17 protein-coding genes and 1 tRNA gene are annotated in these 22,801 nt (G+C 36.4%); 5 read left to right on the top strand and 13 right to left on the bottom strand.

The window, feature by feature from the left end:
• Positions 1-55: 55 nt before the first annotated feature.
• The 12 genes from R1X58_RS06720 to R1X58_RS06665 form a co-directional block, all read right to left on the bottom strand.
• Positions 56-2,041: an alpha-L-arabinofuranosidase C-terminal domain-containing protein gene (locus tag R1X58_RS06720; protein ID WP_240572585.1), complete on the bottom strand. Its 1,986-nt coding sequence runs from the start codon at positions 2,039-2,041 to the stop codon at positions 56-58.
• A gap of 22 nt (positions 2,042-2,063) precedes the next feature.
• The gene (locus tag R1X58_RS06715; protein ID WP_240572584.1) at positions 2,064-4,427 is read right to left on the bottom strand and encodes a glycoside hydrolase family 127 protein; all 2,364 of its coding nucleotides are present in this window, start codon (positions 4,425-4,427) and stop codon (positions 2,064-2,066) included.
• A 2-nt stretch (positions 4,428-4,429) separates the two neighbouring features.
• Complete coding sequence (locus tag R1X58_RS06710) at positions 4,430-5,416, bottom strand: arabinan endo-1,5-alpha-L-arabinosidase (protein WP_240572583.1); 987 nt, start codon at positions 5,414-5,416, stop codon at positions 4,430-4,432.
• Positions 5,417-5,425: 9 nt separating this feature from the next.
• Complete coding sequence (locus R1X58_RS06705) at positions 5,426-6,400, bottom strand: glycoside hydrolase family 43 protein (RefSeq protein ID WP_240572582.1); 975 nt, start codon at positions 6,398-6,400, stop codon at positions 5,426-5,428.
• A gap of 30 nt (positions 6,401-6,430) precedes the next feature.
• On the bottom strand, positions 6,431-8,131 hold the full coding sequence (locus R1X58_RS06700; protein ID WP_240572581.1) for an arabinan endo-1,5-alpha-L-arabinosidase: 1,701 nt from the start codon (positions 8,129-8,131) through the stop codon (positions 6,431-6,433).
• 11 nt (positions 8,132-8,142) lie between these two features.
• Positions 8,143-9,699, bottom strand: coding sequence for an alpha-N-arabinofuranosidase (locus tag R1X58_RS06695; RefSeq protein WP_317293013.1), 1,557 nt, complete (start codon positions 9,697-9,699; stop codon positions 8,143-8,145).
• 255 nt (positions 9,700-9,954) lie between these two features.
• Complete coding sequence (locus R1X58_RS06690; protein WP_240572579.1) at positions 9,955-11,520, bottom strand: RagB/SusD family nutrient uptake outer membrane protein; 1,566 nt, start codon at positions 11,518-11,520, stop codon at positions 9,955-9,957.
• A 31-nt stretch (positions 11,521-11,551) separates the two neighbouring features.
• Positions 11,552-14,911, bottom strand: a complete 3,360-nt coding sequence (locus R1X58_RS06685; protein ID WP_240572578.1) for a SusC/RagA family TonB-linked outer membrane protein — start codon at positions 14,909-14,911, stop codon at positions 11,552-11,554.
• A 99-nt stretch (positions 14,912-15,010) separates the two neighbouring features.
• Positions 15,011-16,165: a FecR family protein gene (locus R1X58_RS06680; protein ID WP_240572577.1), complete on the bottom strand. Its 1,155-nt coding sequence runs from the start codon at positions 16,163-16,165 to the stop codon at positions 15,011-15,013.
• Between the two features lie 180 nt (positions 16,166-16,345).
• Complete coding sequence (locus tag R1X58_RS06675; RefSeq protein WP_240572576.1) at positions 16,346-16,879, bottom strand: RNA polymerase sigma-70 factor; 534 nt, start codon at positions 16,877-16,879, stop codon at positions 16,346-16,348.
• Between the two features lie 190 nt (positions 16,880-17,069).
• Positions 17,070-17,143 (bottom strand) — tRNA-Ala (locus R1X58_RS06670).
• Between the two features lie 4 nt (positions 17,144-17,147).
• Positions 17,148-17,942, bottom strand: coding sequence for a universal stress protein (locus R1X58_RS06665; RefSeq protein ID WP_240572575.1), 795 nt, complete (start codon positions 17,940-17,942; stop codon positions 17,148-17,150).
• A gap of 175 nt (positions 17,943-18,117) precedes the next feature.
• Between R1X58_RS06665 and R1X58_RS06660 the strand changes: the two genes are divergently transcribed.
• Both R1X58_RS06660 and R1X58_RS06655 read left to right on the top strand, forming a co-directional pair.
• Positions 18,118-19,452, top strand: a complete 1,335-nt coding sequence (locus R1X58_RS06660; RefSeq protein WP_240572574.1) for an MATE family efflux transporter — start codon at positions 18,118-18,120, stop codon at positions 19,450-19,452.
• A 36-nt stretch (positions 19,453-19,488) separates the two neighbouring features.
• Positions 19,489-19,647 carry a hypothetical protein gene (locus tag R1X58_RS06655; RefSeq protein ID WP_240572573.1) on the top strand — a complete coding sequence of 53 codons (159 nt, stop codon included), beginning with the start codon at positions 19,489-19,491 and terminating at the stop codon, positions 19,645-19,647.
• A gap of 136 nt (positions 19,648-19,783) precedes the next feature.
• Here the strand turns inward: R1X58_RS06655 and R1X58_RS06650 are convergent, their stop codons facing one another.
• Positions 19,784-20,425, bottom strand: coding sequence for a 2OG-Fe(II) oxygenase (locus tag R1X58_RS06650; protein ID WP_240572572.1), 642 nt, complete (start codon positions 20,423-20,425; stop codon positions 19,784-19,786).
• Between the two features lie 115 nt (positions 20,426-20,540).
• Between R1X58_RS06650 and R1X58_RS06645 the strand changes: the two genes are divergently transcribed.
• The 3 genes from R1X58_RS06645 (at position 20,541) to R1X58_RS06635 (ending at position 22,768) form a co-directional block, all read left to right on the top strand.
• Entirely contained in the window at positions 20,541-20,993 is a 453-nt protein-coding gene (locus R1X58_RS06645; protein ID WP_240572571.1) for a 6-pyruvoyl trahydropterin synthase family protein, read from the top strand.
• Between the two features lie 213 nt (positions 20,994-21,206).
• Positions 21,207-21,968 (top strand): UDP-2,3-diacylglucosamine diphosphatase, encoded by a 762-nt coding sequence (locus R1X58_RS06640; RefSeq protein WP_240572570.1) that lies wholly within the window; start codon positions 21,207-21,209, stop codon positions 21,966-21,968.
• Positions 21,969-21,997: 29 nt separating this feature from the next.
• Positions 21,998-22,768 (top strand): M90 family metallopeptidase, encoded by a 771-nt coding sequence (locus tag R1X58_RS06635; protein ID WP_240572569.1) that lies wholly within the window; start codon positions 21,998-22,000, stop codon positions 22,766-22,768.
• The last annotated feature ends 33 nt before the right edge of the window (positions 22,769-22,801 follow it).

Genomic DNA, 22,801 nt, shown 5'->3' with positions numbered 1-22,801 from the left:
TTAGTTATTCTTGAAACTGGATATAAAATTAGTCTTAAAATTGTTAAATTCACACTTATCGCAATTTAAATTTAATCACGGACACCGAATAAGGTTGTAATTTCAAATTAAGTATTCCGTTTTTATTCTGAATTTCAGCAGATACAGGAACAATATTATCTGGGTTTTCAAATGAATTTTCATCCTCCAGGTTTTCACTTTTAAGAACAATTAATGCTCCTTTTTTATAAACTTTTTTCCCTTTTAAATTTATAGTAACCTCCTGTGATTGCTTTGAGGTGTTTACCACTTTTACAATCACTTCGTTTGTTCCTGAATCGGTAACTGCTGAAGCATATAATTCGTTTTGTCCTGTTAAATCTTGACCATCACTGGTTACCGAAATTAAATCGGTTCCTCGATTAGTTGAAAACAACTTTTGAACCTGATAATTCGCTGTTCCGTATGACTGTAAGTTATTAAACCAAATCATATCTGGTGTCCATTGCCAACCTTCTTCGTGAGCCATAAGTGGTGCATACGATGTTAAATTCACAACCTCGGCATTACGCTCTAGTCCTGTTATAAAAGCAGCTTCAGAGAAGGCACACTCCCAGTTATTTCTATTTTCAGGACTTGCAATAGCTACACTTTGTGCTGCATATTCACCTGCAAAAATTTTAGGTCCCTTTCTGTCGTAACTATCATAACGTGTTGCGTTCTCTCTAAACCATTCTGGGCTACGATAATAATGTTCGTCTATAATTTCGGCATTTAGCTTTTTAAGCTCTTCCATGCCATATTCGAAGTAATCACCATCAGGAAATGGTCCGCTACCTGAAACAATAATCATATCCGGGTATTTTGCCTTAATAGCTTGTGCAAAAGCTTTATAACGCTCAATATAATCTGGTCCCCATTGTTCGTTACCTACACCAATATATTTTAAACGAAAAGGCTCTGGATGCCCCATCTCGTTTCTTAATTTACCCCAAGGCGTATTTATAGACCCGTTAGCGAATTCAATTAATTCTATGGCGTCCTGAACATAAGGATCTAGCTCATCCATAGGCACCAACTCCCCTGAGTTAAACTGACAAGCCATACCGCAGCTTAAAATAGGTAGAGGCTCTGCCCCTAAATCTTCAGACAACTGAAAATACTCGAAAAACCCTAAACCAAAACTCTGATAATAATCGGGTGTTAATCGATGACTAAACTCGGTATTCCATCGGTTTACCAAAACCTCTCTGTTTTCGATTGGGCCAACTGTTTTTTTCCATTGATAACGTCTTGCCAGTGTGCGCCCTTCAACAATACAACCTCCTGGAAATCTTAAAAACCCTGGATCTAAATCATATAATAACTGTACTAAATCTTTGCGTAATCCTTTTTCTCTGCCTTTCCATGTATCAACAGGAAATAAAGAAATCATGTCTAAATCGATTTCTCCTGTGCCTTCAAACGTGAATTTAAGTTTCGCTTTTGCCTGTGTTTTACTGGCTGTAATTTGTGCTTTATAATCTGTCCAGTCTGATGATGTTATATCTACTGAAGTTTCTCCTAAAACCACATTATTTTCATCAATAAACTGAACATTAATTTTACTGATATTTCCGCTATGCTTAGCTGCTGATAAATACAAATTATAGCTTTCGCCTTCTTTGATTCCCATGCCACGGAAGCCCTCGTTAATCAATTGATAGCCTTGATCGTTATTTACTTTAACTCTAATAAAATTAGTGTTTCCAGGGTTATCTGCATATTTCACAATAGATCCAATCCCGGAATTTTTATTAAACGAATGCTTGTCACTGTTGGGTTGCACCCAGCCCAAAAACGGATCGACCGTAAACTCGAACGATCTGTTTTTTATCATTTCTGCATACAAACCGCCATCGGCAGCAAAGTTGATATCTTCAAAAAACACACCATACATCGTTGGTTGAATCTCTGCTATTTTATTATTGATATCTACCTCTAAATCGGTTTGCCCAACCACCAAAAATGCATTTAGCATCAAGGATAAACCAATAGCTTTTGTTAAACGTTGTTGTATCATAATATTTAGTTTAGTTGTTGTATTAATTTTTAGTTTCACTAATTAATCGCACGCCATAAATGCCTCCCGCTACAGAACCTGCTTTGGCTTCAAAACGTACGTTTAAAATATCTTTCTCCTTAATTAAATCACTAGGAATTTCATAGTCTACATCGTAAAACACATTGCCTTTAGAACCGTCTAATGTTACCTTGGCTATTCGTGTTTCATTTATTAAAATATTGAAGGATCTACCTGTATCTCCACCAAAATAAGTGACACGTAACGCTTTTGCCTTATGTTCTTTATTTTTCATGTTATAACTAAACCAACCTGACGCATCACGCCAATGGCGGTTTTGATGCACACCATTATTTGATTGCTCTGATTCTATACCATGATCAGATTCTGGTTGCTGTTCTCCCGGCGCTACATAATCGATAGTTATCGATCTTAAATACGCTTCGGCTTTTTGCTTTTCTTCAAGAGCCTGTTGCATTTTAGCTAAACTTTCAGGTGTTTCATTCTTGAAATAAATAGCATATCGTTTCTCATGAATTTTATAAAATGGCTGAAGTATCAAACCTTTAAATTGATTTGGATACACCATATCTCCCGTTGAAAAGGTTAACGGCTTTCCTTCAACAGGTTTTATATTTTTTAAAATACTTTGAAGGTTTTCAGATACAAACATCGGCGCTTCTGTTAGAGGTAAAAATGGTCCGTTGGCGATATGCCCCCCGCGGCTATCATCGGCGAATAAACCTACCTGATTATCTTCTCCTGTTACCGCAGCCAAAACAATAGGTCCATACTTAACCGACACATAACCTGACTCATCCGGAATTTGCTCCAAACCCAAATGCATAGGCAATTCCATTTCAATATTGTCTCCCTTTTTCCATTTACGTGTTAAGGAAATATAGTGTCCCGGTTGGGTTTCAATCTCTATTAACTTTTTATTGATGAATAATTTTAACTCGCCCGGTTTTACCCAAGTGGGATAGCGCAATTTTAAAGTGGCATTTGTTTTCTTTTTACTTTGCCAAACCAGTTGCGATTTAGCCTCTTCCGGGAAGTTTGTATTTTGTGTTAATGTTGCTTGTTTTTCTTTCCAGTTAACTTTTGATGGAATAAACAAATTCACATAAAGTGTATCTTCACTTTTAGCATAAATAAGTTCGTTATACTTGGTATGATTTTCTAAACCAGAACCCACACAACACCAAAAACTGGTTTCAGGTTGCGAATACACACGGTAATGTCCCGGGCGCATCGGTGTAAAATAGACAAAACCACCATTAGGATTTTGTGAAGATAAAATATGGTTATATAGTCCTCTTTCGTAAAATTCAATGTATTTATTTTCTCCTGTGTCTTCAAACAACAGCTTGCTTAATTTAAGCATATTGTAGGTGTTACAGGTCTCAGGACCTTGCTCGCCTGCTAAAACGGAACTAAAATCATCTATAGGGTTGAAATGCTCACGCACGCTATTACCACCAATACTTAACGAACGATGTTGGGTCACATTATCGTAAAAATGAGAAGCGGCATTATGATATTTTGCATCGTGATCGAGCTGACTAATTCTTTCAAAACCTATAAACTTAGGAATTTGCGTATTGGCATGCATTCCAGTAAGGATATCTTTATTTTCAGCCAACGGATTTAACAATGCCTTTTCGGAAAAACGCTTTGCCAATTCTAAATAGGTTTTATCATCTGTAATCTTATAAACCTCAGCAAAGACTTCGTTTAATCCACCATGTTCCGAACGTAACACATCCTGAACCTGCACATCGGTCAAATCTTTAGTAACGTCAATAAACCAATCGGTTAATTTAATGAGCATATCCTTTGCCTCTTCTTTACCAGCATGCACCCAGGCATCTTTTAATCCTGCAAACGTTTTATGAATATTGTAAAGCGGCACCCATTTTCCATTCAAGCTGAAGCTTCCTGCTTCAATTTTTCCCGCTTTAATTTCCTGCCATAAGTCTGAACTTCCTGGAATACCTCCAATGTAACCATTGCCGTTGGCTTCCTGAATACGTTGTAATTCAGAAAGCGTGTAATCCAGTAACTCTTCGGCTTTAGCATCGTTAGTTGATGCCAAATACATAGACAAAGCCGACACATAATGCCCAAGAATATGACCATCTAACCCTGTATTTTCCCAATTGGTATAAGACGTCGCTTTTGGTTCTAATCCGGCTTCTCGTAAAAAAGGCGCTAATAATCGGTCTGCATTAAGTTTTTCAATGTAATTAAAATCGGTTTCTGAGGCTTGTTTAAAAACACCTGAAGTTACACTCACCTGATTTAAAGGGAATACCTCGACCTGCTTCTGTGCCTGAGAAAACAGAGTGCTTAATACCAATAAACTTCCGATTAACTTTTGCATGTCTATTCTAATTTTGTCTTTAAACTCGGCCAGCCAGCTTCGTCCCAAAGTAACTCACCAACCTTAAGCTTTGGTGAACCATTATCGTTAGCATCATAGGCATGGAAAAACATATAATCTTTTCCATTAAACGTATACGTACTGTTATGTCCGGCGCCATACCAGTTTTCATTCCCTTCAACGAGTAAAGTTCCGCCACCTTCAAAAAGCGGTTTTCCTTTTTTATCTAAATAAGGCCCTGTGGCGTTTTTAGAACGGCCAACCACGACTTTGTAGGTGCTTTTTTCTCCTCGACAACATAAATCCCAGGACAGGAATAAATAATAATAGTCATTCTTTTTGAAAATGAAAGGCGCTTCAAGAGCAGCATCACCCGGATTTGTATCCGCTAAATCGAAAGAACGTTCACGTCTGGCAATGGTGTGCCATTGCTGAGGTTCAGCAATAGACAATAAATCCGGATTTAGTTTCACCATTTTTAAACCATCCCAAAACGACCCAAAAGACAACCACGGTATATTCTCCTCATCAAAAATTAAATTGGGATCAATAGCATTCCATAAATCACGATTAGGTACCGATTGGATAACAATACCATGATCGACCCATTTATAATTTTCATGGGAAGGGTTTAAGGTTTTATTCGTTGCTACACCAATAGCAGAAGTATTTTTAGCAAACGCTGATACCGAATAATACAAGTAATAAGTTCCGTTATAAAACGAAATGTCGGGTGCCCAGATATGATTTTTAAAATCTGAAACCACCTGATCTGTCCACTCTGGTTTTTCAGGAAATACCGTAGGTTCCTTTTTCCAGTTTTTTAAATCTTTTGAACTAAAACAGCTAATGCCTCGACCTGTACAATACAAATAAAACGTATCATCCTGCTGAATCACCACTGGATCGTGTACACGAATGTCCTGCGCAAACGTCAGCATTCCGAAGAACAATACTATTAGACTTAATTTTGATGCAAGTGATTTCATAATAATCTTTTATTCCTGAATACCTTCCGAAGTCATAATCACGCGTTTCATCGTACCGTCTTCATTATAATACAAACGATCTACACAAACCGAACGTCTGAAACTTCCACCATGTGTTGGAATGCTTCCGTTATGATAGATGAAATAATCCTTCCCTTTAAATTCAATAATCGCCTGATGATTCGTGTTACTGTTTCCGGCTACTTCGTTTAAAATCCCTTTAAATTCCCAAGGACCAGTGATAGATTTACTCATAGCATAGGCTATTTTTTCTGGAAATTGGTACGCATAAGATAAGTAATACCAATCGCCTTTTTTATGAATCCATGGTGCTTCTGTAAAGTTTGGTAAATCGACGGTCATAATTGGACCATCTAATTCAATCATATTAGGCTTTAGCTTAGCATATTTACAAACCGTATTTCCCCAAAACAGATACGCCTGACCATCATCATCCACCCAAACTGTTGGATCGATATCGTCCCAGCTAATTTTAGTTTGAGTGGTCATATCGTTTGTAATTAGGGCCTTTCCAATGGCATCTACAAAAGGCCCGGTAGGACTGTCTGACACTGCCACACCAATCGCTTTTCCATGAATACTACCATGCTCGACTGTTACATACCAATAAAATTTCCCGTTATGTTCAATAACCTGCGAGGCCCAAGCCTCACCAGAAGCCCATTTAAAATCTGTAGGTTTTAAAGGCACGGGATGTTCCTGCCAATGTACCATATCTGATGATGAATACACCAGCCACTCATGCATGCGATAGGCATTAACATCGTTTGGTGCCTGATCATGGCCTGCATATAAATACACTTTATCATTGTGTACAATAGCCGCAGCGTCAGCGGTATATATCTCTGTGATAATCGGGTTATTAAACTTCTCTACGGCTAGCATAGCTTCCGAAGTTTTAGACGACTTACAAGACACGGTTAAGGCTAAAAGCCCGCTTAAACATACATAAGTTAATTTCATTCTCAATTTCGTTTTGTGTTGGTCATTGATTTATATTTTCTTGCCCCATACTGGCAATCCTCCACCAGTAAGTCCAGAATAAGTAATAGTCACTTTTCTGGTACTTGCTTCCCAGTCCCAGGCATCTTTCACTTTACATTTCACTCCATTAATGGTTAATGTTTTCGTCGAACTATCATAAGACCATGTCCCTGAAACGCCCCCGGTTACTTTTTTATCGGCTGTGAGGTTTATGGTTTTTGATGTCTGAATGATTTTATATTGATAATTCATTTCTATATGTTCCCAAGAGCCAATAAAAGAAGCTTCAGTAATCTCTGTTGTTGGCACACCTGCATAACGCTCTGGTGCAATAACAGGCCAGCCATCGTCAGTCCATTGAATTTCACGTACATGTCCCATCATAATCGCATTGGAAACGGCTATACCTGGAACATTTTCCGGTAATCGTGCCTGTGACGCATAAAACCATTCCTGCGTATCAGGATTTTGAAACACGGCATTATGTGAGAATCCAACCCACCCCGTATGATTTTTAAAACCATAAGGATGCGTTATCATTGGGTAACAATCTGCTCCAGCCGAAACATCTGCTCCATTAATACCCAAATAAGGTCCGGTTATATTTTTAGAACGCGCAACACGTGTATTGTAAGCAACCGATAATTCATCGTAAGCCATGAACAAATAGTAATAATCAGTATCCGGATTATATAGAATTTCAGGGCCTTCTGAAGCTTGCCAACGGCTACTACCACGCTTGGCTATGGTAACACCATAATCTTCTAAAGCGTCCAATTTATCAGGTTTACCGGTTTCTGGATTCAGCTTTAAAGCTGCAATGCCTGAATGCCATGACCCGTATATTAAATACTGTTCATTTTGTGGGGTTTCAATAAATGTTGGATCGATAGCATTGAATTTAAAATATCCACTCCAATCATTTCCGTTCGTTCTGGTATAGGTTTCCAAACCATCTGCCACAGAGCAAACGACCATCCCTTTATCTGTCCAGATATTCGATGCCAAATCATTGGTTTCCATTAAACCAATAAACGCACGCTCTGTCCATGAGGTATTAAAATCACTTCCAACAATAGGATCAATAACCACGATACTATAATACATTCTGAATTTATCGCCTACTTTTCTAACACACGGCGCCCAATAACCATACTCTGGATTTTCAATGGCTGGTAAAGCCGGATCCATTTTAGCACGCATGCTATTTAAAGTATCCTTTACCCAAACAGGAGCTGAAGTCATCGTACTACCTCGATATTCCCAGTTTACCAAATCTTTCGATCTTCTGTGATGAAAATGACCGTGACCGTCATGTGCATTGCCATAAGACGCATCAGTTTGGTACATGTAATAATACTCACCATCTTTTACCACCGATGGGTCATGTACATTTGCCAAATTCCATTGGGAACGACTACTCCACGAAGCTATCGATGAATAATTATCAGAATATGTTGGTCCGTTAAATGTTTCAACTACAGGAGGTTCATAACCACACTCAACAGCATTTTCTACCGAACCTGTATAGGTTCCTCCATTACCATCGGCATAGGTTATAATTTGTGTAGTTCCGTTACATTCTTTACTAATAACTGTCCCTGCTTTTTCAAAGTTTTCGCTATCATCCTTAGAACAGCTCATTATCGTTAAAGCCACTAAAAATAGAATTCTTAGAGCTTCAACCTTAAATGTTTCACACCTTTTCATAAGCTTGAGTATTATTTTCCCTCTAGCATCACAACAGAGAAAGGAGGAATGGTTACAGTAAGCTTATTCTTTTTTAATTTGAAATCTTTGAAGTCTTCAACCTTAACTGTTGAAGGATTATCAAATGTATTATGGTCTTGCAGTTTTTTAGAGGCTACAATATTCGCCGTAAAATCTTTTACATCTAAATTAGTACAATCAATTTCTATGATGTTTTCTTTTTTAGAATCGATATTTACCAGTGAAATATGCACTAATCCGTCTTTATCTTTTGAAGCTGAAGCTGAAATAGCAGGAAGTGATTCTCCGTTAAAAGTATACTTTGGTGACTCGAATGAAAGTGGTAACAATTTCGCATCCTGATGCGCTGTATACATTTTCATAACGTGATATGTTGGCGTTAGCAACATCTTTTCATCCTTGGTTAAAATCACCGCCTGTAATACATTAACCGCTTGCGCCAGATTAGCCATTTTAATTCTGTCTGCTCTTTCATGAAGCATATTTAATGTTAACCCCGCAATCATGGCATCACGCATAGAATTTTGCTGATAGGCAAATCCTGGGTTTGTACCTTCTTCAACGGCATACCAACTTCCCCATTCATCAACCACTAAAGCCACTCGTTTTTTAGGATCATATTTATCCATGATGGCAATATGATTATCTAAAATTTCGCTGGTTTTTAAACAGGTTTTCATGATTGAGAAATAATCAGACTCATCAAATTTTGTTGCCGAGCCTGACGGTGGCCATCCTGTACGTGTATAATAATGTACTGAAAGTCCCCACATCATGTGATGTGGTACATCTCTCATCATTACTTCGGTCCAGCGGTAATTATCAGCATCGGCACCCGAAGCAATTCTTTTAATATCTATTCCAGGATAGTTTCTGGCATAAGTCGCATATTGTCTGTACAAATTGGCGAAAAACTCTGGTGTCATATTACCTCCGCAACCCCAACTTTCATTTCCAATACCCCAGTATTTCACACGCCAAGGTTCTTCTTGCCCGTTCGCTTTTCTCCATTGCGCCATGCTGGTATTACCATCGTAATTACAATACTCGACCCAATCGTTCAATTCTTCAACCGTTCCACTACCTACATTTCCAGCAAGGTAAGGCTCAGCACCAAGCAACTCACAAAGTTCTAAAAACTCATGAGTTCCAAAACTGTTATCCTCTTCAACCATACCCCAATGGGTATTTACAATAACAGGTCTGTCTGCTTTAGGGCCAACGCCATCCTTCCAATGATATTCATCGGCAAAACAACCACCCGGCCAACGTAAATTAGGAATCTTTAATCCTTTAAGCGCTTCAACAATGTCGTTTCTAATTCCATTTGTATTTGGTATGTCACTATCTTCTCCTACATAAAAACCATCGTAAACAGAGCGCCCTAAGTGCTCGGCAAAATGCCCGTAAATATGTTTGCTAATTACTGGGGCATTATCATCCACCTGAATGGTTATAGAAGTTGTATTATCTTGCGCATTTAAACCCGATGTAGCCATTAAAAATAAGGCTAGGGGTTTTAATAGTTTAGTTTTTAAAGCTGTCATTAGTTGTTGGTATAAATTTTATACATTTTTCTCTACAAACACATTAAGTGTTCAATGTACACTTACAAATAAATCAAAAAAAGTTAATATATCCAAGACTGAGAGGCAAATAACTGTAACATTAACATTTATAAATTAATGTTTTATATGTACTTGTTTATTGATATGTGTACTTTATTAAAAATCATATGGCAAGTCTCAACCTTACTTGCCATATGAAAATTAACTAACTCAAATATTAAGTCCTACACAGGTTTAGTATCCTAAGTTTTGTGTTGTTCCCGGGTTATTATCAATTTCTAACTGCGGAATCGGGAAAAACTCTCTTCCTTCAGAATATGTGGCATACTCGGCATCTCTAGACTTTAACCAATTTAATTTATTAGTGTCTTCTAACCATCCCCAGCGACGTATATCATCGAAACGGTGCCCTTCCAGTGCAAACTCTAAAAAGCGTTCGTGACCAATTTGCTCACGCATTTCTGCCTGGCTCATTCCTGGTTTTGTAACACTTAAATCCGGCAGATTTACACGATCTCTAACCTCTTGAATATAGGTATATGCTGATGCCGTAGCTCCGGTTTCATTTAAGGTTTCGGCATACATTAACAACACATCAGAATATCGCATTAAACGCTCGTTAATTCCTGAACGCCAATCGTATTCATTAGCATATTCTCCATCCGAATTTTGATATTTTCTACAGAATAAATCATTTAAATCTGATGGATTATTACCATAAAATGTTGCAAAATCCTGTCCGTACAACATCATACCTCCTGGTTTATTATAAAACATTGTGGCATCTAATCGCGGATCGACCTCTCCAGAAATCGTCGACTCTTCATGAAATTCATTAAATAAAGTCCATGTAGGCTGTACATCGGTCCAACCAAAAGCTCTAGGTCCGTAAGTAATTGCTCTTGCCGAAGTTTTTCCCCAACCTGATTGTGGCGCACCACCCCAGCCTAAGTCTACACCGCCAGCTTCACGACTAAACTGAACCTCGAAAACAGATTCTGAATTGTTTTCATTTTTATCGGTGAAATTATCGCGGTAGTTAGATACTAATGCATATACATTTAAATCAATCACCGCTTTAAAAGCATCTCTTGCATTAGTAAAGTCCTGTGTAAACAAATATGCTTTTCCTAAATAGGCTAAAGCTGCCCCTTTGGTTGCACGTCCCACTTCACCTAAATCTAAACCAGAAATGCCGCTGGTATATGACACAGGTAACATATCTGCAGCCGTTTTAAAATCTTCGATAACCTGAGCCCAACCTTCAGCTTCGGTCTTTTGCGGATAAAAAGCTGCTAACTCAACAGGAACCGGTACATTTTTAAACATGTTTACGGCATGGAATAAATATAAGCCTCTTAAAAAGTAAGCCTGACCTAAAATTCTGTTTTTTAATGCTTCATTTTCCATAGCAATTCCAGGTACTTTATCTAACACTTGGTTAGCACGATAAATGCCCTGATAATACGTTTCGTAAGCCCATCCATAAATGGCGGCATCTGCTACGTTTGAATTAAATCGCCCTACGTTGTACATCGCTCCCCATGGGCTATTACTTCTACAATCGTCTCCTTTTAAATCTAATAATAAAGGCGTACTTCTCATATATGTTCCGTCGGTAAGCAAACTACCGTAAGCTGCATTTACACCTTGAAGCGCATCTTGGTCATCGGCCCAAAACGAATCTACTGCATCGTTATTTGGATCTACTTGTATTAAATCATCCTCTGCCACACAACTGCTAATCACGATTGATAAGGAAAGGAAAAGTGATACATATTTAAACTTTATATATTTCATTTTAATTTCTTTTTTAATTATTAATTACTCCTTAAAAACCTACTTGAACACCTAAAGAAATCGTTCTTGGATTCGGAAAAGACCCTCCATCATAACCTCTGGAGAACAACCCATCATTACTATTAAAATCGGGATCGTAACCACGATAATTACTAATAGTAAATACGTTTTGAGCATTAATATATACTTTCGCTTCCTGTAAAACACCATTCGCTCCAACCGGGATTTTATACCCTAATTCTATATTCTGAAGTTTCAAATAATCGGCATTTTCAACAAAGCGGTTAGAATCTCTAAGATTTGCATTCGGATCACCAATTATTGGGCGAGGTACATTAGTATCTGTATTTGTTGGTGTCCAGTAATCCAACATATCGGTATGGTGATTGGTATATTGCCCAATCATTAAATTACGATATAGCCCGTTGAAAGCTTTATGTCCTCCTGCTCCCTGGAAGAAGAATGATAAATCGAAATTTTTATAATTACAGCTAAAGTTTAATCCGTAGCTGTACTTTGGAATGGTAACACCCTGATAGGTTCTATCCTGATCGTTAATAATGCCATCGGCTGCGTCAGGTATACCATCGCCATCGGTATCAACGGTTAATTGATCTTTAAATTTAATATCACCAGCCGCAGCACCAATTTGTGTTGGTGAGCTTGCTACCTCCTCGGCAGATTGGAAAATTCCATCTGTCTCATAAGCAAAAATTTCGCCTATAGATCGTCCGACTTCGGTTTTTGAAGCAGCCCCATATATTGGGTTTCCATCAAGACCTATTTGTAACACTTCATTTTTAAGGGTTCCTAAATTGGCCGAAATGTTATACTGAAATTCACGAGCATTGTTACTGTATGAGGCTGTAAATTCGAATCCTTTATTCTCTACAGCTCCAGCATTTGTGGTGATACTCGCTGGAAATGCCCCAGTTGAATATGGTAATGGAACTCCAATTAATAAATCGGTAGATTTTTTCACATAATACTCTCCGGTAACCTCCAATGCGTTTTTAAAAAACCCTAATTCAACAGCTGCATTGGTAGTTTTTGTAATCTCCCAGTGCACATCCGGATCTAACGAACTTACAACAGTTGTTCCCGGTGCTAATTCGTTATTAAAGTTGTAACTCGCAAATTGGTTAGTAGTAGTTGCAAAGAAATATGGAGGAATAGTATTGTTTCCTAACTCACCGTAACCACCTCTTAATTTTACAGTGCTTAACCAATCTGGTAAGGTTATAAAATGCTCGTTACTAAGTTTCCAAGCTCCTGAAAATGAATAGAAATTACCTTTATTGTTTGTCTCACTAAATAATGAAGTTCTATCCTGTCTGAAGTTTGCAGTAATTAAATAACGATCGTCGTAAGAATAGTTTAATCTGCTTAAATATGAAATTCCAGTAATGGTACTTTCATATTCTCCGGTACTTGTTGCATCGGCATACTCCAAATGACTAATCGTTCCTGGTTCGTAGCCAACTCCTCTGGACCAATGGTTATAATATTCATTACGTTCCTGAATTAACCCACCTAAAACCGTAATATTATGCTTTCCTAACTCGACATTATAGGTTAACAAGTTATTTAAAAATGTTCTGGTTTGATTTCCTGTAGACACATCCAAAGATGCTTCATCGTTGGTAGTAATATAATACCAACCTAAATCGCTTGGTGGAATAAACGTTCTGTTTTTCCAGTCTAGTCGATCAAAACTGGCATCTAATTTATATTTTAAGCCTTTTACAATCTCTACTTCAGCCCAAACATCGCCAATAAAACGATTTCTTCTGGCCGTATTATCTATTAAGTTATTATACCCAATAGCATTCATGGAGATCGCACGTTGGGTTAAATTATCGGTACCGCCGTAACCCCCTAATCGATTTTCATCATACACCGGCATGGTTGGAATGGCCCCTACGATATCTGAAATTGCCGACTGTCCTGCCAGATATTCATTAAAGTTTTCTTTACCTGAATCGGTATACCCTAACTTAGCTCCATACTTGAATTTTCCTTTTTGACCATTCAAATTCAGATTGGTTGATATTCTTTCGTAGTCTTGTGGAGAATCAACATAACTGCTGTTTTTAAAGTAATCAAGATTTAAATTATACCCTAAACTTTCGGCTCCACCATTGAAACTTACCGAATGGTTTTCTATGTATCCGGTTTTAAAAGCCGCATCCTGCCAATCGGTATTAACATCACTAATATAAGCGGCATTGTTTGGGTCGTTACCCGGCGCAATGCTTAATCCTGCATTCACCTCGGCAGCACTTGTAATATTCTGATAGCCTTCTCTATCGGTTACCGACCATGTATTTGCTACATTTTGAATACCAAATAACGATTTAAGCTTAATATTAAATTGTCCTGCTTTTCCTTTTTTGGTTGTGATAATCACAACTCCGTTAGCACCACGAACACCATAAATAGCAGCAGCCGATGCATCTTTTAATACCTGCATAGACTCGATATCTCCAGGAGCAAAATCGAATGGACTGTCTACAATCATTCCATCAATAACAAATAGCGGATTGTTATTACTAAATGAATTAACCCCTCTGATTTTTATATTGACAAATCCACCTGGCTCTCCGGAAGATTGCACTGTTACTCCGGCAACCTGACCTTGTAACATTTTTGCGGCATCATATGTTACTGTCTTTTTAGCTTCATCGACATCTACAACACTTACAGATCCAGTTAAATCTGACTTTTTCTGTGTCCCATAACCAACAACAACAACCTCATCTAATGCTGCGGCATTTTCTCTTAACATGATAGTTAAAGATGTTTTTCCTTCTAAGGATACATCTCTGGTTGTATACCCAACATATGATACTATAAGCACAGCATCAGCATTGGAAACGGTTAAAGTAAACTTCCCGTCAAAATCGGTTTGGGTCCCCGTATTTGTTCCCTTAACAATAATATTTGCTCCCGGCAACGGTAACCCTGAACCATCGACTACAGAACCTGAAATTTGAATGCCCTGAACGTCATCTAAAATTAGCTCTGTTCTTTTCTTTATAACAATGGTGTTATTCTTAGACACTTCAAAGTTTAAATTATTGGCATCTAAACTTTCGTTAAGCAAATCCTGTATTTTAACCAGTCCCTTTTTTAAATGAACTTTTGGCGTGTTTTTAAATAAATCTTTCGGGTAAATAAAATGATAATCGGTTTGTTCCTTAATTATTTTGAACACCTTGTCTACACTTACTACTTCATCCTTGCTGATAAATACTTCTTCTTGAGAAAAAACGTTAACTGAATTCAAACTGAAAACAGTGGTACATAATAAGAAGATAAATGCTCTCATAATAAACAATAGCAGCCGTTTTCGCGTACGCGAACGGTCCGTAATTAATTTAATTTTCATAATTTAGTTGTTGGATTAGTTAAACATTAGTTTTAATTAATTTAGTTTAGGAGAGACGAAGTTCGATACCGCCAAATGTCAAAACTTCGCTCTCTTTTTTTATTTTAAAATGATGGTCTTATCGTTTATTTGGTAATCGGAAATGATTCCGAAATTTTGAATGGTTTTAAGAATCTCAAGGATATCCTGATTCTTACCTAAAACCCCAATAAATTCTTCCTTTTCAAGAGCTTTATTTTCGAAAATTACATCGGTATCATACCATCTGGATAGTACCGTCATAATTTCTTTTAGGTTTTTATTTTCAAAGCTGAAGATACCTTCTCTCCATGAAATTTCATTATACACATCAACTTCATACACTTTAAATGTATTGGTTTGTAAATCGAGGTTGGCCTGCTGACTTGGTTTTAAAAACTCTTTTTTGTCATTAAAACCAACCTCTACTTTACCTTCAACCAAAGTCGTGTATATATTAAATTCTTCCTTATATGCTTTTACATTGAATTCTGTTCCTAAAACCTTAATCTCCTGTTCATTGTTATAGACTTTAAACTTAGAACCTTTATTTTCGGTACTTGGGGACACATCAAAATAAGCTTCACCATATATTAATTCAACCTTACGTGTATCACCCTCTACAAAACTTACCGGGTATTTTAATTGTGATTCTGAATTTAACCACACTTTAGTACCATCTGAAAGTTCAACATAAAACTGTCCTCCGCGTGGAATGGTTAAATAATTATAAGCGAGTTGTCCCTTTTTCGAATCCGGCTTTTTATAAACTAAATTTTCACCATCACTATTGGCATTCTCTCCCTCGAACGAAGTCCCTTCTCCTAATTCTACATGTGTACCATCTTCCAGAGTTAATGTTGCCTTATCAGAACCTATTTCAATATTATTTACAATAATTTGAGGAGTTTCATCTGGAGTATAATTTTGTTTGATTAAGAACCCTATGGCTAAGAATGTTACTAAAACAGCCGCCGCCGCATAATACCAATTCATTCTTTTAACTGGTTTTGATATTTTCTTTTTAACCAGTTGCCAATCCGCTTCTTTATCAATTTTACTTGATAATACCTCTCTATTCTCAATGGCTTCCTTATTCGTTAATTCGTTTAGAATATAAGCTCGATCCTCTTCAGAGAAAAGCTCTGTTTTAAGCAACTTTTTTGGAGTCCTATTGTTTAATAAAGACTTTGCAGTCTTGTTTGATAGTTTAAATATTTTATTGAAAACTGACATTTAAAATATGCTTTATTAACCTAATTATATGCTTATTTAACTATAAGACGATAAAGTTTCTTGGGAGGGTTAAAAAAATTTTACTTTTTTTTAGAAATTAAAAAAAACGCCCTTAGCAAATCATTATAAATTATTGATTTACAATAAAAAGCATCAAAAAATTACGGTAGTAATAAAATATTATTCTAAAGCAAAAGAGATAAAAAGAAAGTACTCTTTAAGAATAGGTTTCAACTTTTTATAAGCTATTTTCTTTTGTGCCTTAACTGTATTCACCGAAATATTTAGTTCGTTAGCGATATCCTGATTACTATAATCCTGAATACTTAATAGTAATATTTCGGCGCACTTTTTTGGTAAAGTGGCAATAGCCTGATGTATAATTTTAGAGGTTTCCTGCACAGCAACTTCCCTCATAAAAAAAGGTTCGGTTTCTAATTTTTGAATATCAGCATCACTTAGCTTATTTGTAGACTTGTAGGTTTTACTTTTAAGATAATCCAGGCATTTATTTTTTACAGAAGTGTATAAATATGTTTTAATGCTATTTTCACTTTTAAAGGTAATTTTATCTTCCCATATTTTCACAAAGACATCCTGTACAATATCTTTTGAAAGTTCTAAATCGCCAATATACTTATGGGCAAACAAACACAAAGACATGTACTGATCATCAAAATACGCCTTAAATTCCTTCAAGCTAATGCTATGCATTTACTACAACTATTAATCTGGAAATTAAATTACTTTATTAAAGTTAGACAAGTTTTCTTTAACACGTTTACTTCTTTTCAAAAAAAGAACGTGTCTTAAAAAGTCTTTCAAATATAATTAAAATGCTGAGTGTAATTCTAATTTAAACTTTAGGCATAAAAAAACTCCAAGGCATAACCTTGGAGTTTTGTGGAGAATACCGGGCTCGAACCGGTGACCTTTTGGCTGCCAGCCAAACGCTCTAGCCAACTGAGCTAATCCCCCTCATTTATTTTAGACCACTTAATACCAATACCGGTATTGAGCTATAAAATTCCTTTTTCAAAATTATATTTTTTTCCCAGGCTTTCACAAAAAATCCGCGTTTACGTCTTACAACGCAAAGCATATCTGGCTGATTTGCCTGAAAATGTTCCAACACACCTTGATAAGTTGTTGCATTTACCGTTTTTGAAGTAGAATCTACTAAAGCTTTTAAATCGTCGTTTAAAATAAAATCGCCTTCACCATAAAACGGTGTTTTCACCAATAATAAATTTACTACCGATTTAAATTGTTCCTTAACCGATTTCAGCGGATTTAAAACATCATCTTTTTTAATAATAGCCGACTTCACCGCAAACAAAATATTAGACACCGGCTCGAACTTATAACCTTCAGGAACAATTAAAGCAGGTATTTGGGTATGCTTTATAATTTTACCCGATGTTTTTCCTAAATATACTTCATCACTTATTGACGTTGTACGAGGTTCTATTAAAATTAAATCGATATCACCAACTTTACAAGCCAACTCCAGAGTATCAATTAATTTCCCTTTAAATGTCTTAATAACTATTTCAACATTTTTAGTGTCTATTTGAGATACCAAATCTGTTAAATAGGCTTTACTCTCTCGTTCAATAATATCATCAACTTTTAGCATTGTTCCTGCTTTTGTGTACACATTATACACTTGCACCACGTATAGCTTCGCGCCAAAAGCCTGAGCAAAATCTACAGCATACTGCAAATTACTTAAGGCATTTGATGACGATCCAACAGGAACCAGAATATTTTTCATATTGATGATTTTTGAAGTTTAAATTTAATATAATTATTGAAAAACGAGCGCAAATGTAAAACATTTTACATCACACTAAACCGAATTATAACATTCCGTTAAGACCAATTATTAATTCATAAATTCTAAACCATTAAAAATTACGACCTTTGCCATTCGTTTACGCTGAAAATTTATGAATCAAAACCTAAGCTTTAAACATATTAATAAACTGGCCATTCCTGCTTTAATTGCCGGAATCTCTGAACCCATTCTCTCTATTACCGATACAGCTATTGTTGGAAACATGGAAGTCAACGCTACCGAATCTCTTGCTGCTGTAGGTATTGTGGGCACTTTTATTTCGATGCTTATTTGGGTTTTAGGCCAAACCAGAAGTGCTATTTCCTCAATCGTATCTCAATATGTTGGTGCCAATAAGGTAGAAAAAATTAAAAACCTTCCGGCGCAGGCGATATTCATAATCACATCGCTTAGCATCATTATTATCATAACAACGTTTCCTTTTACAAACACCATTTTCAAACTCTATAACGCCTCCGGCTTAATTTTAGATTACACCGCAGAATACTACAAAATTAGAGTCTTCGGATTTCCGTTTACCTTATTTTCTATTGCTGTGTTCGGCACCTTCAGAGGTTTACAAAACACCTACTACCCTATGATTATTGCCATAGTCGGGGCTTTAACCAATATAGTATTAGATGTCGTTCTGGTATTTGGTATTAATAGTATCATCCCTGCTATGAATATAAAAGGTGCTGCTTACGCCAGTCTTATTTCTCAAGGCATCATGGCTATACTTTCGGCGTATTACCTGTTAAAGAAAACCGACATTCCTTTAAAGCTAAGTTTTCCTTTTAACCATGAAATCAAAAGGTTCATAATTATGATTCTTAATTTATTCGTGAGAACCCTGGCGCTTAACGCCACACTTTATTTTGCCACAAGATTTGCAACGAGTTACGGAACGGCTTATATCGCGGCTTATACCATTGCCATAAACCTATGGTTCTTTGGTGCGTTTTTTATCGATGGCTATGCCAGTGCAGGCAATATATTATCAGGAAAACTTTATGGCGGCAAAAATTATAAAGATCTTATGACTTTAAGCAATAAACTTATTCGATACGGTGTTGTCGTTGGTATTATCCTAGGCATCATCGGAGGAATAGGTTACTACCCATTAGGCCATTTATTCTCAAAGGATCCTCAAGTTTTAAACTTGTTTTATAATTCCTTTTGGATTGTACTCATCATGCAACCCTTTTGTGCATTAGCCTTTATATTTGACGGGATGTTTAAAGGACTTGGTATGATGAAATATTTAAGAAATATCCTCTTATTTTCCACTTTCATCGTCTTTATTCCTATTCTGTTCTTACTAGACAGTTTAGGCTATAAACTTCATGCTATTTTTATAGCCATGACCTTTTGGATTATCTCCAGAGGGTTTCCTCTTATTCTCTTTTTCAGAAAAAAGTTCCTGACCCTGTCTCAAAACTCTTAAATTTGTTCGACAATCAATAATTATATGAATTTATTCATGACATTTTTACTTCAAGTAGATATTGAGGATAAAATAAAAAATGCCCCAGACAAAGGTTACGAAATAGGTGTCTTTATAGGTACCATGCTTCCCTTTATTGTACTTGTACTTATTGCATATACCATATACGCGTACAACAAAAAAAAGAATCAATAATTTTAGGCTACTTTTTCAAAAAGTGTACCTTTAAAAACAAATTTAAACCTTTAAAATTATGGGCAACAGACTGTTTTTAATATTAGCTATCGTGTTAGTCATCATCTACGTTTACAACCGCAGAAAAAGACGCTAATTATCTTGTTTTTAACCAGCCGGTTATACTTAAACGCTCGGTATTAACCACTTTTACTTCGTGTTCAATAATCTGGCTTTCAAAAATAACCATACGACCAGGGAACGGATAAATTACTTTTTCAGTTTCCTGTCCGTTTTCATCTAAATACAACACCAACTCACCACCATTTTCAGGCAACCAGCCATCTTCGTTTAAATAACAAACTATCGATAATTTTCGGCGGTCGTCATTTTGAAACGTATCTATATGGCGTTTATAAAAGGTATTTTGTGGATAGACCGCATAGTGGAATTCCTTCTGCAAAATTCCCATAAAGCAGGTTTTATTTAAATACCCTACCAGGTCGTTTACCTTATTAAAAAACACCTGTTCTACAATATCTGCTTTTGCCTCGTCTATCCATAAAATCATGTCACCACGAATCGATTTTTCGATGGTTTCGTTTACTCGATTTCCAATAGCCGCTTTTTTAAAAGCATCTTCCTCGTGCTTATTAATAAGCGACTGTCTTAGCAGATCGACTTCCTCGTGTGTAAAGAAGTTTTCTACTATACTAAATTGTTGGGTTGAGATGTCCGAAATAATCTGTTCGTATAACGGATTTTCAACAAAATCAATAGCCTCAAAAAGTTGACTCATAAATAATTAAGACATAAAAACTATCAATCCTGAGTGGATAAAAGCGCGCAAATGTAAACTAAAATCTAATTGCTTTTACAAAATGAATATCTTTGTATTAAATTTTTTTATTTTGATGACCTATATCCGCATAACAAAACTGTTTTCTTTCGAAACTGGACACGCCCTTTACGGGTACGATGGTAAGTGTAAAAATGTACACGGGCATAGCTATAAACTATCTGTAACTGTATTTGGCAAACCCATTTCAGACAAAAACAATGTAAAATACGGCATGGTTATAGACTTTGGAGACCTTAAAAAAATTGTAAAAGAGGAAATTGTAAATGTCTTCGATCACGCCACGGTTTTTAACAAAAATACACCTCATGTCGAGTTGGCTAAAGAACTTGAAGATCGCGGCCACAATGTGCTTTTAGTAGATTACCAGCCAACCAGCGAGATGATGGTAATCGACTTTGCAAAAAAAATTATGAAACGTCTGCCAGAACACATTACGCTACACTCGCTAAAACTTCAGGAAACAGATAGTTCGTACGCCGAGTGGTATGCTAACGACAACCTATAGGGCGTTACCCTCCACTATGTTTCGGGTCGGGCTTTGCACACTCGCTTTTAAACTTTTTACAAAAGTATAAAGAGCTCAAACAATTGCTTCAAATGCGAAGCATTCACGATTTCCAGATAAATAAGAATACATGAGCAATCCCTAACGTAAGCACAAAACAAGAAACATGAATAAAGCGATTCCTGCCTTTGCAGGAATTATTATATTTACAACATGCAAATTCCAGAAGGAAAAAAAATATATTTCGCCTCAGACAACCATTTAGGCGCACCCACAGCAAAAGACTCATTACCACGCGAAAAAAAATTCGTTGCCTGGTTAGATGAAGTCAAACACGATGCTGCGGCTATTTTTTTGTTAGGCGATTTATTCGACTTCTGGTTCGAGTACAAAACCGTAGTACCAAAAGGGTTTACCAGAACATTAGGCAAACTCGCCGAAATAACAGACTCGGGTATTCCCGTTTACTTTTTTGTTGGTAATCACGACTTGTGGATGAACGGCTATTTCGAAGAAGAACTTAATATTCCCGTTTACCACAAACCACAGGAATTCACCTTTAACAATACCAAGTTTTTTATTGGTCATGGTGATGGTTTAGGTCCGGGCGATAAAGGTTATAAACGCATGAAAAAAGTGTTTACCAATCCGTTTTCAAAATGGTTATTTCGTTGGTTACACCCCGATTTAGGCGTTAAGTTAGCGCAATATATGTCCGTAAAAAACAAACTCATTTCGGGCGACGAAGATGCTAAATTCCTTGGCGAGGATAACGAATGGCTGGTACAATACTGCAAACGCAAATTAGAAACCAAACACCGCGATTACTTTATTTTTGGTCACCGTCATTTACCATTAGAAATCGATTTAAACGAGCAATCGAAATACATTAATCTTGGCGATTGGATTTCATATTACACTTATGGCGCTTTTAATGGGAAGGAATTCGAATTAAAAGTTTTTAATCCAAAATAACGTAAAAAAAAACCTAAGCAGTACAATTTATGGTTGGTATTCTATTCATCTTTATTGTACTTTTTGGTATCTATGCCGTTGTTTCAACACGACGTAAAAAACCAAGTCAATTTCCAAAACCCTGGCATAACATTTTACTACAACATGTCATTTTTTATAAAGGCTTAAAACCAAACGAACAGCAACGATTTCAAAACAGAATGATGCTGTTTTTAAGTGAAGTTTATGTTGAAGCTGTTGGCTTTCAATTGGAAGACCTTGATAAAATTCTTGTTGCGGCAAGTGCCGTTATTCCCGTATTTTACTTCCCCGAATGGCATTATAATAATTTAAGTACCGTTTTAATTTATCCTGATCATTTTAACGAAGATTTTGGATACAAACAAACCGAAAAAAAACGACAAATTGCAGGTGTAGTTGGTAGCGGGCGCTTAAAAAATCAAATGATTTTATCACGAAAAGCACTCTATGAAGGATTTGATAGTAAACGCGATAATTTCAACACAGGCATCCACGAATTTATTCATTTAATTGATAACTCCGATGGAATAACCGATGGCGTACCGGAAGCTTTAATTCAACACCCTTATGTTATTCCGTGGTTAAAAACCATTCACAAAGAAATGGAAGCTATAAATAACAATACCTCGGATATTAGAAATTATGGTGGCACCAACGAAGCCGAATTTTTAGCTGTTGCTTCAGAGTATTTCTTTGAACAACCGGAACGTATGAAAGTAAAGCACCCCGATTTATATGAAATGCTAAAAATGTGTTTTCATACTAAAGAAATAAGCTAAAAAAAATAAGTCCTCTCAATAATTATCATGGTG

The sequence above is a fragment of the Aestuariibaculum lutulentum genome (genome assembly GCF_032926325.1).
Taxonomy (GTDB): Bacteria; Bacteroidota; Bacteroidia; order Flavobacteriales; family Flavobacteriaceae; genus Aestuariibaculum; species Aestuariibaculum lutulentum.
The sequence above is the reverse complement of the archived record's forward strand: the minus strand, read 5'-3'. Positions and strand labels throughout refer to the sequence as shown.

Bases quoted from the DNA above. Each gene is read 5' to 3' on its own strand.
- R1X58_RS06720 (WP_240572585.1), bottom strand. From the start codon at position 2,041: ATGATACAACAACGTTTAACAAAAGCTATTGGTTTATCCTTGATGCTA.
- R1X58_RS06715 (WP_240572584.1), bottom strand. From the start codon at position 4,427: ATGCAAAAGTTAATCGGAAGTTTATTGGTATTAAGCACTCTGTTTTCT.
- R1X58_RS06710 (WP_240572583.1), bottom strand. From the start codon at position 5,416: ATGAAATCACTTGCATCAAAATTAAGTCTAATAGTATTGTTCTTCGGA.
- R1X58_RS06705 (WP_240572582.1), bottom strand. From the start codon at position 6,400: ATGAAATTAACTTATGTATGTTTAAGCGGGCTTTTAGCCTTAACCGTG.
- R1X58_RS06700 (WP_240572581.1), bottom strand. From the start codon at position 8,131: ATGAAAAGGTGTGAAACATTTAAGGTTGAAGCTCTAAGAATTCTATTT.
- R1X58_RS06695 (WP_317293013.1), bottom strand. From the start codon at position 9,699: ATGACAGCTTTAAAAACTAAACTATTAAAACCCCTAGCCTTATTTTTA.
- R1X58_RS06690 (WP_240572579.1), bottom strand. From the start codon at position 11,520: ATGAAATATATAAAGTTTAAATATGTATCACTTTTCCTTTCCTTATCA.
- R1X58_RS06685 (WP_240572578.1), bottom strand. From the start codon at position 14,911: ATGAAAATTAAATTAATTACGGACCGTTCGCGTACGCGAAAACGGCTG.
- R1X58_RS06680 (WP_240572577.1), bottom strand. From the start codon at position 16,165: ATGTCAGTTTTCAATAAAATATTTAAACTATCAAACAAGACTGCAAAG.
- R1X58_RS06675 (WP_240572576.1), bottom strand. From the start codon at position 16,879: ATGCATAGCATTAGCTTGAAGGAATTTAAGGCGTATTTTGATGATCAG.
- R1X58_RS06665 (WP_240572575.1), bottom strand. From the start codon at position 17,942: ATGAAAAATATTCTGGTTCCTGTTGGATCGTCATCAAATGCCTTAAGT.
- R1X58_RS06660 (WP_240572574.1), top strand. From the start codon at position 18,118: ATGAATCAAAACCTAAGCTTTAAACATATTAATAAACTGGCCATTCCT.
- R1X58_RS06655 (WP_240572573.1), top strand. From the start codon at position 19,489: ATGACATTTTTACTTCAAGTAGATATTGAGGATAAAATAAAAAATGCC.
- R1X58_RS06650 (WP_240572572.1), bottom strand. From the start codon at position 20,425: ATGAGTCAACTTTTTGAGGCTATTGATTTTGTTGAAAATCCGTTATAC.
- R1X58_RS06645 (WP_240572571.1), top strand. From the start codon at position 20,541: ATGACCTATATCCGCATAACAAAACTGTTTTCTTTCGAAACTGGACAC.
- R1X58_RS06640 (WP_240572570.1), top strand. From the start codon at position 21,207: ATGCAAATTCCAGAAGGAAAAAAAATATATTTCGCCTCAGACAACCAT.
- R1X58_RS06635 (WP_240572569.1), top strand. From the start codon at position 21,998: ATGGTTGGTATTCTATTCATCTTTATTGTACTTTTTGGTATCTATGCC.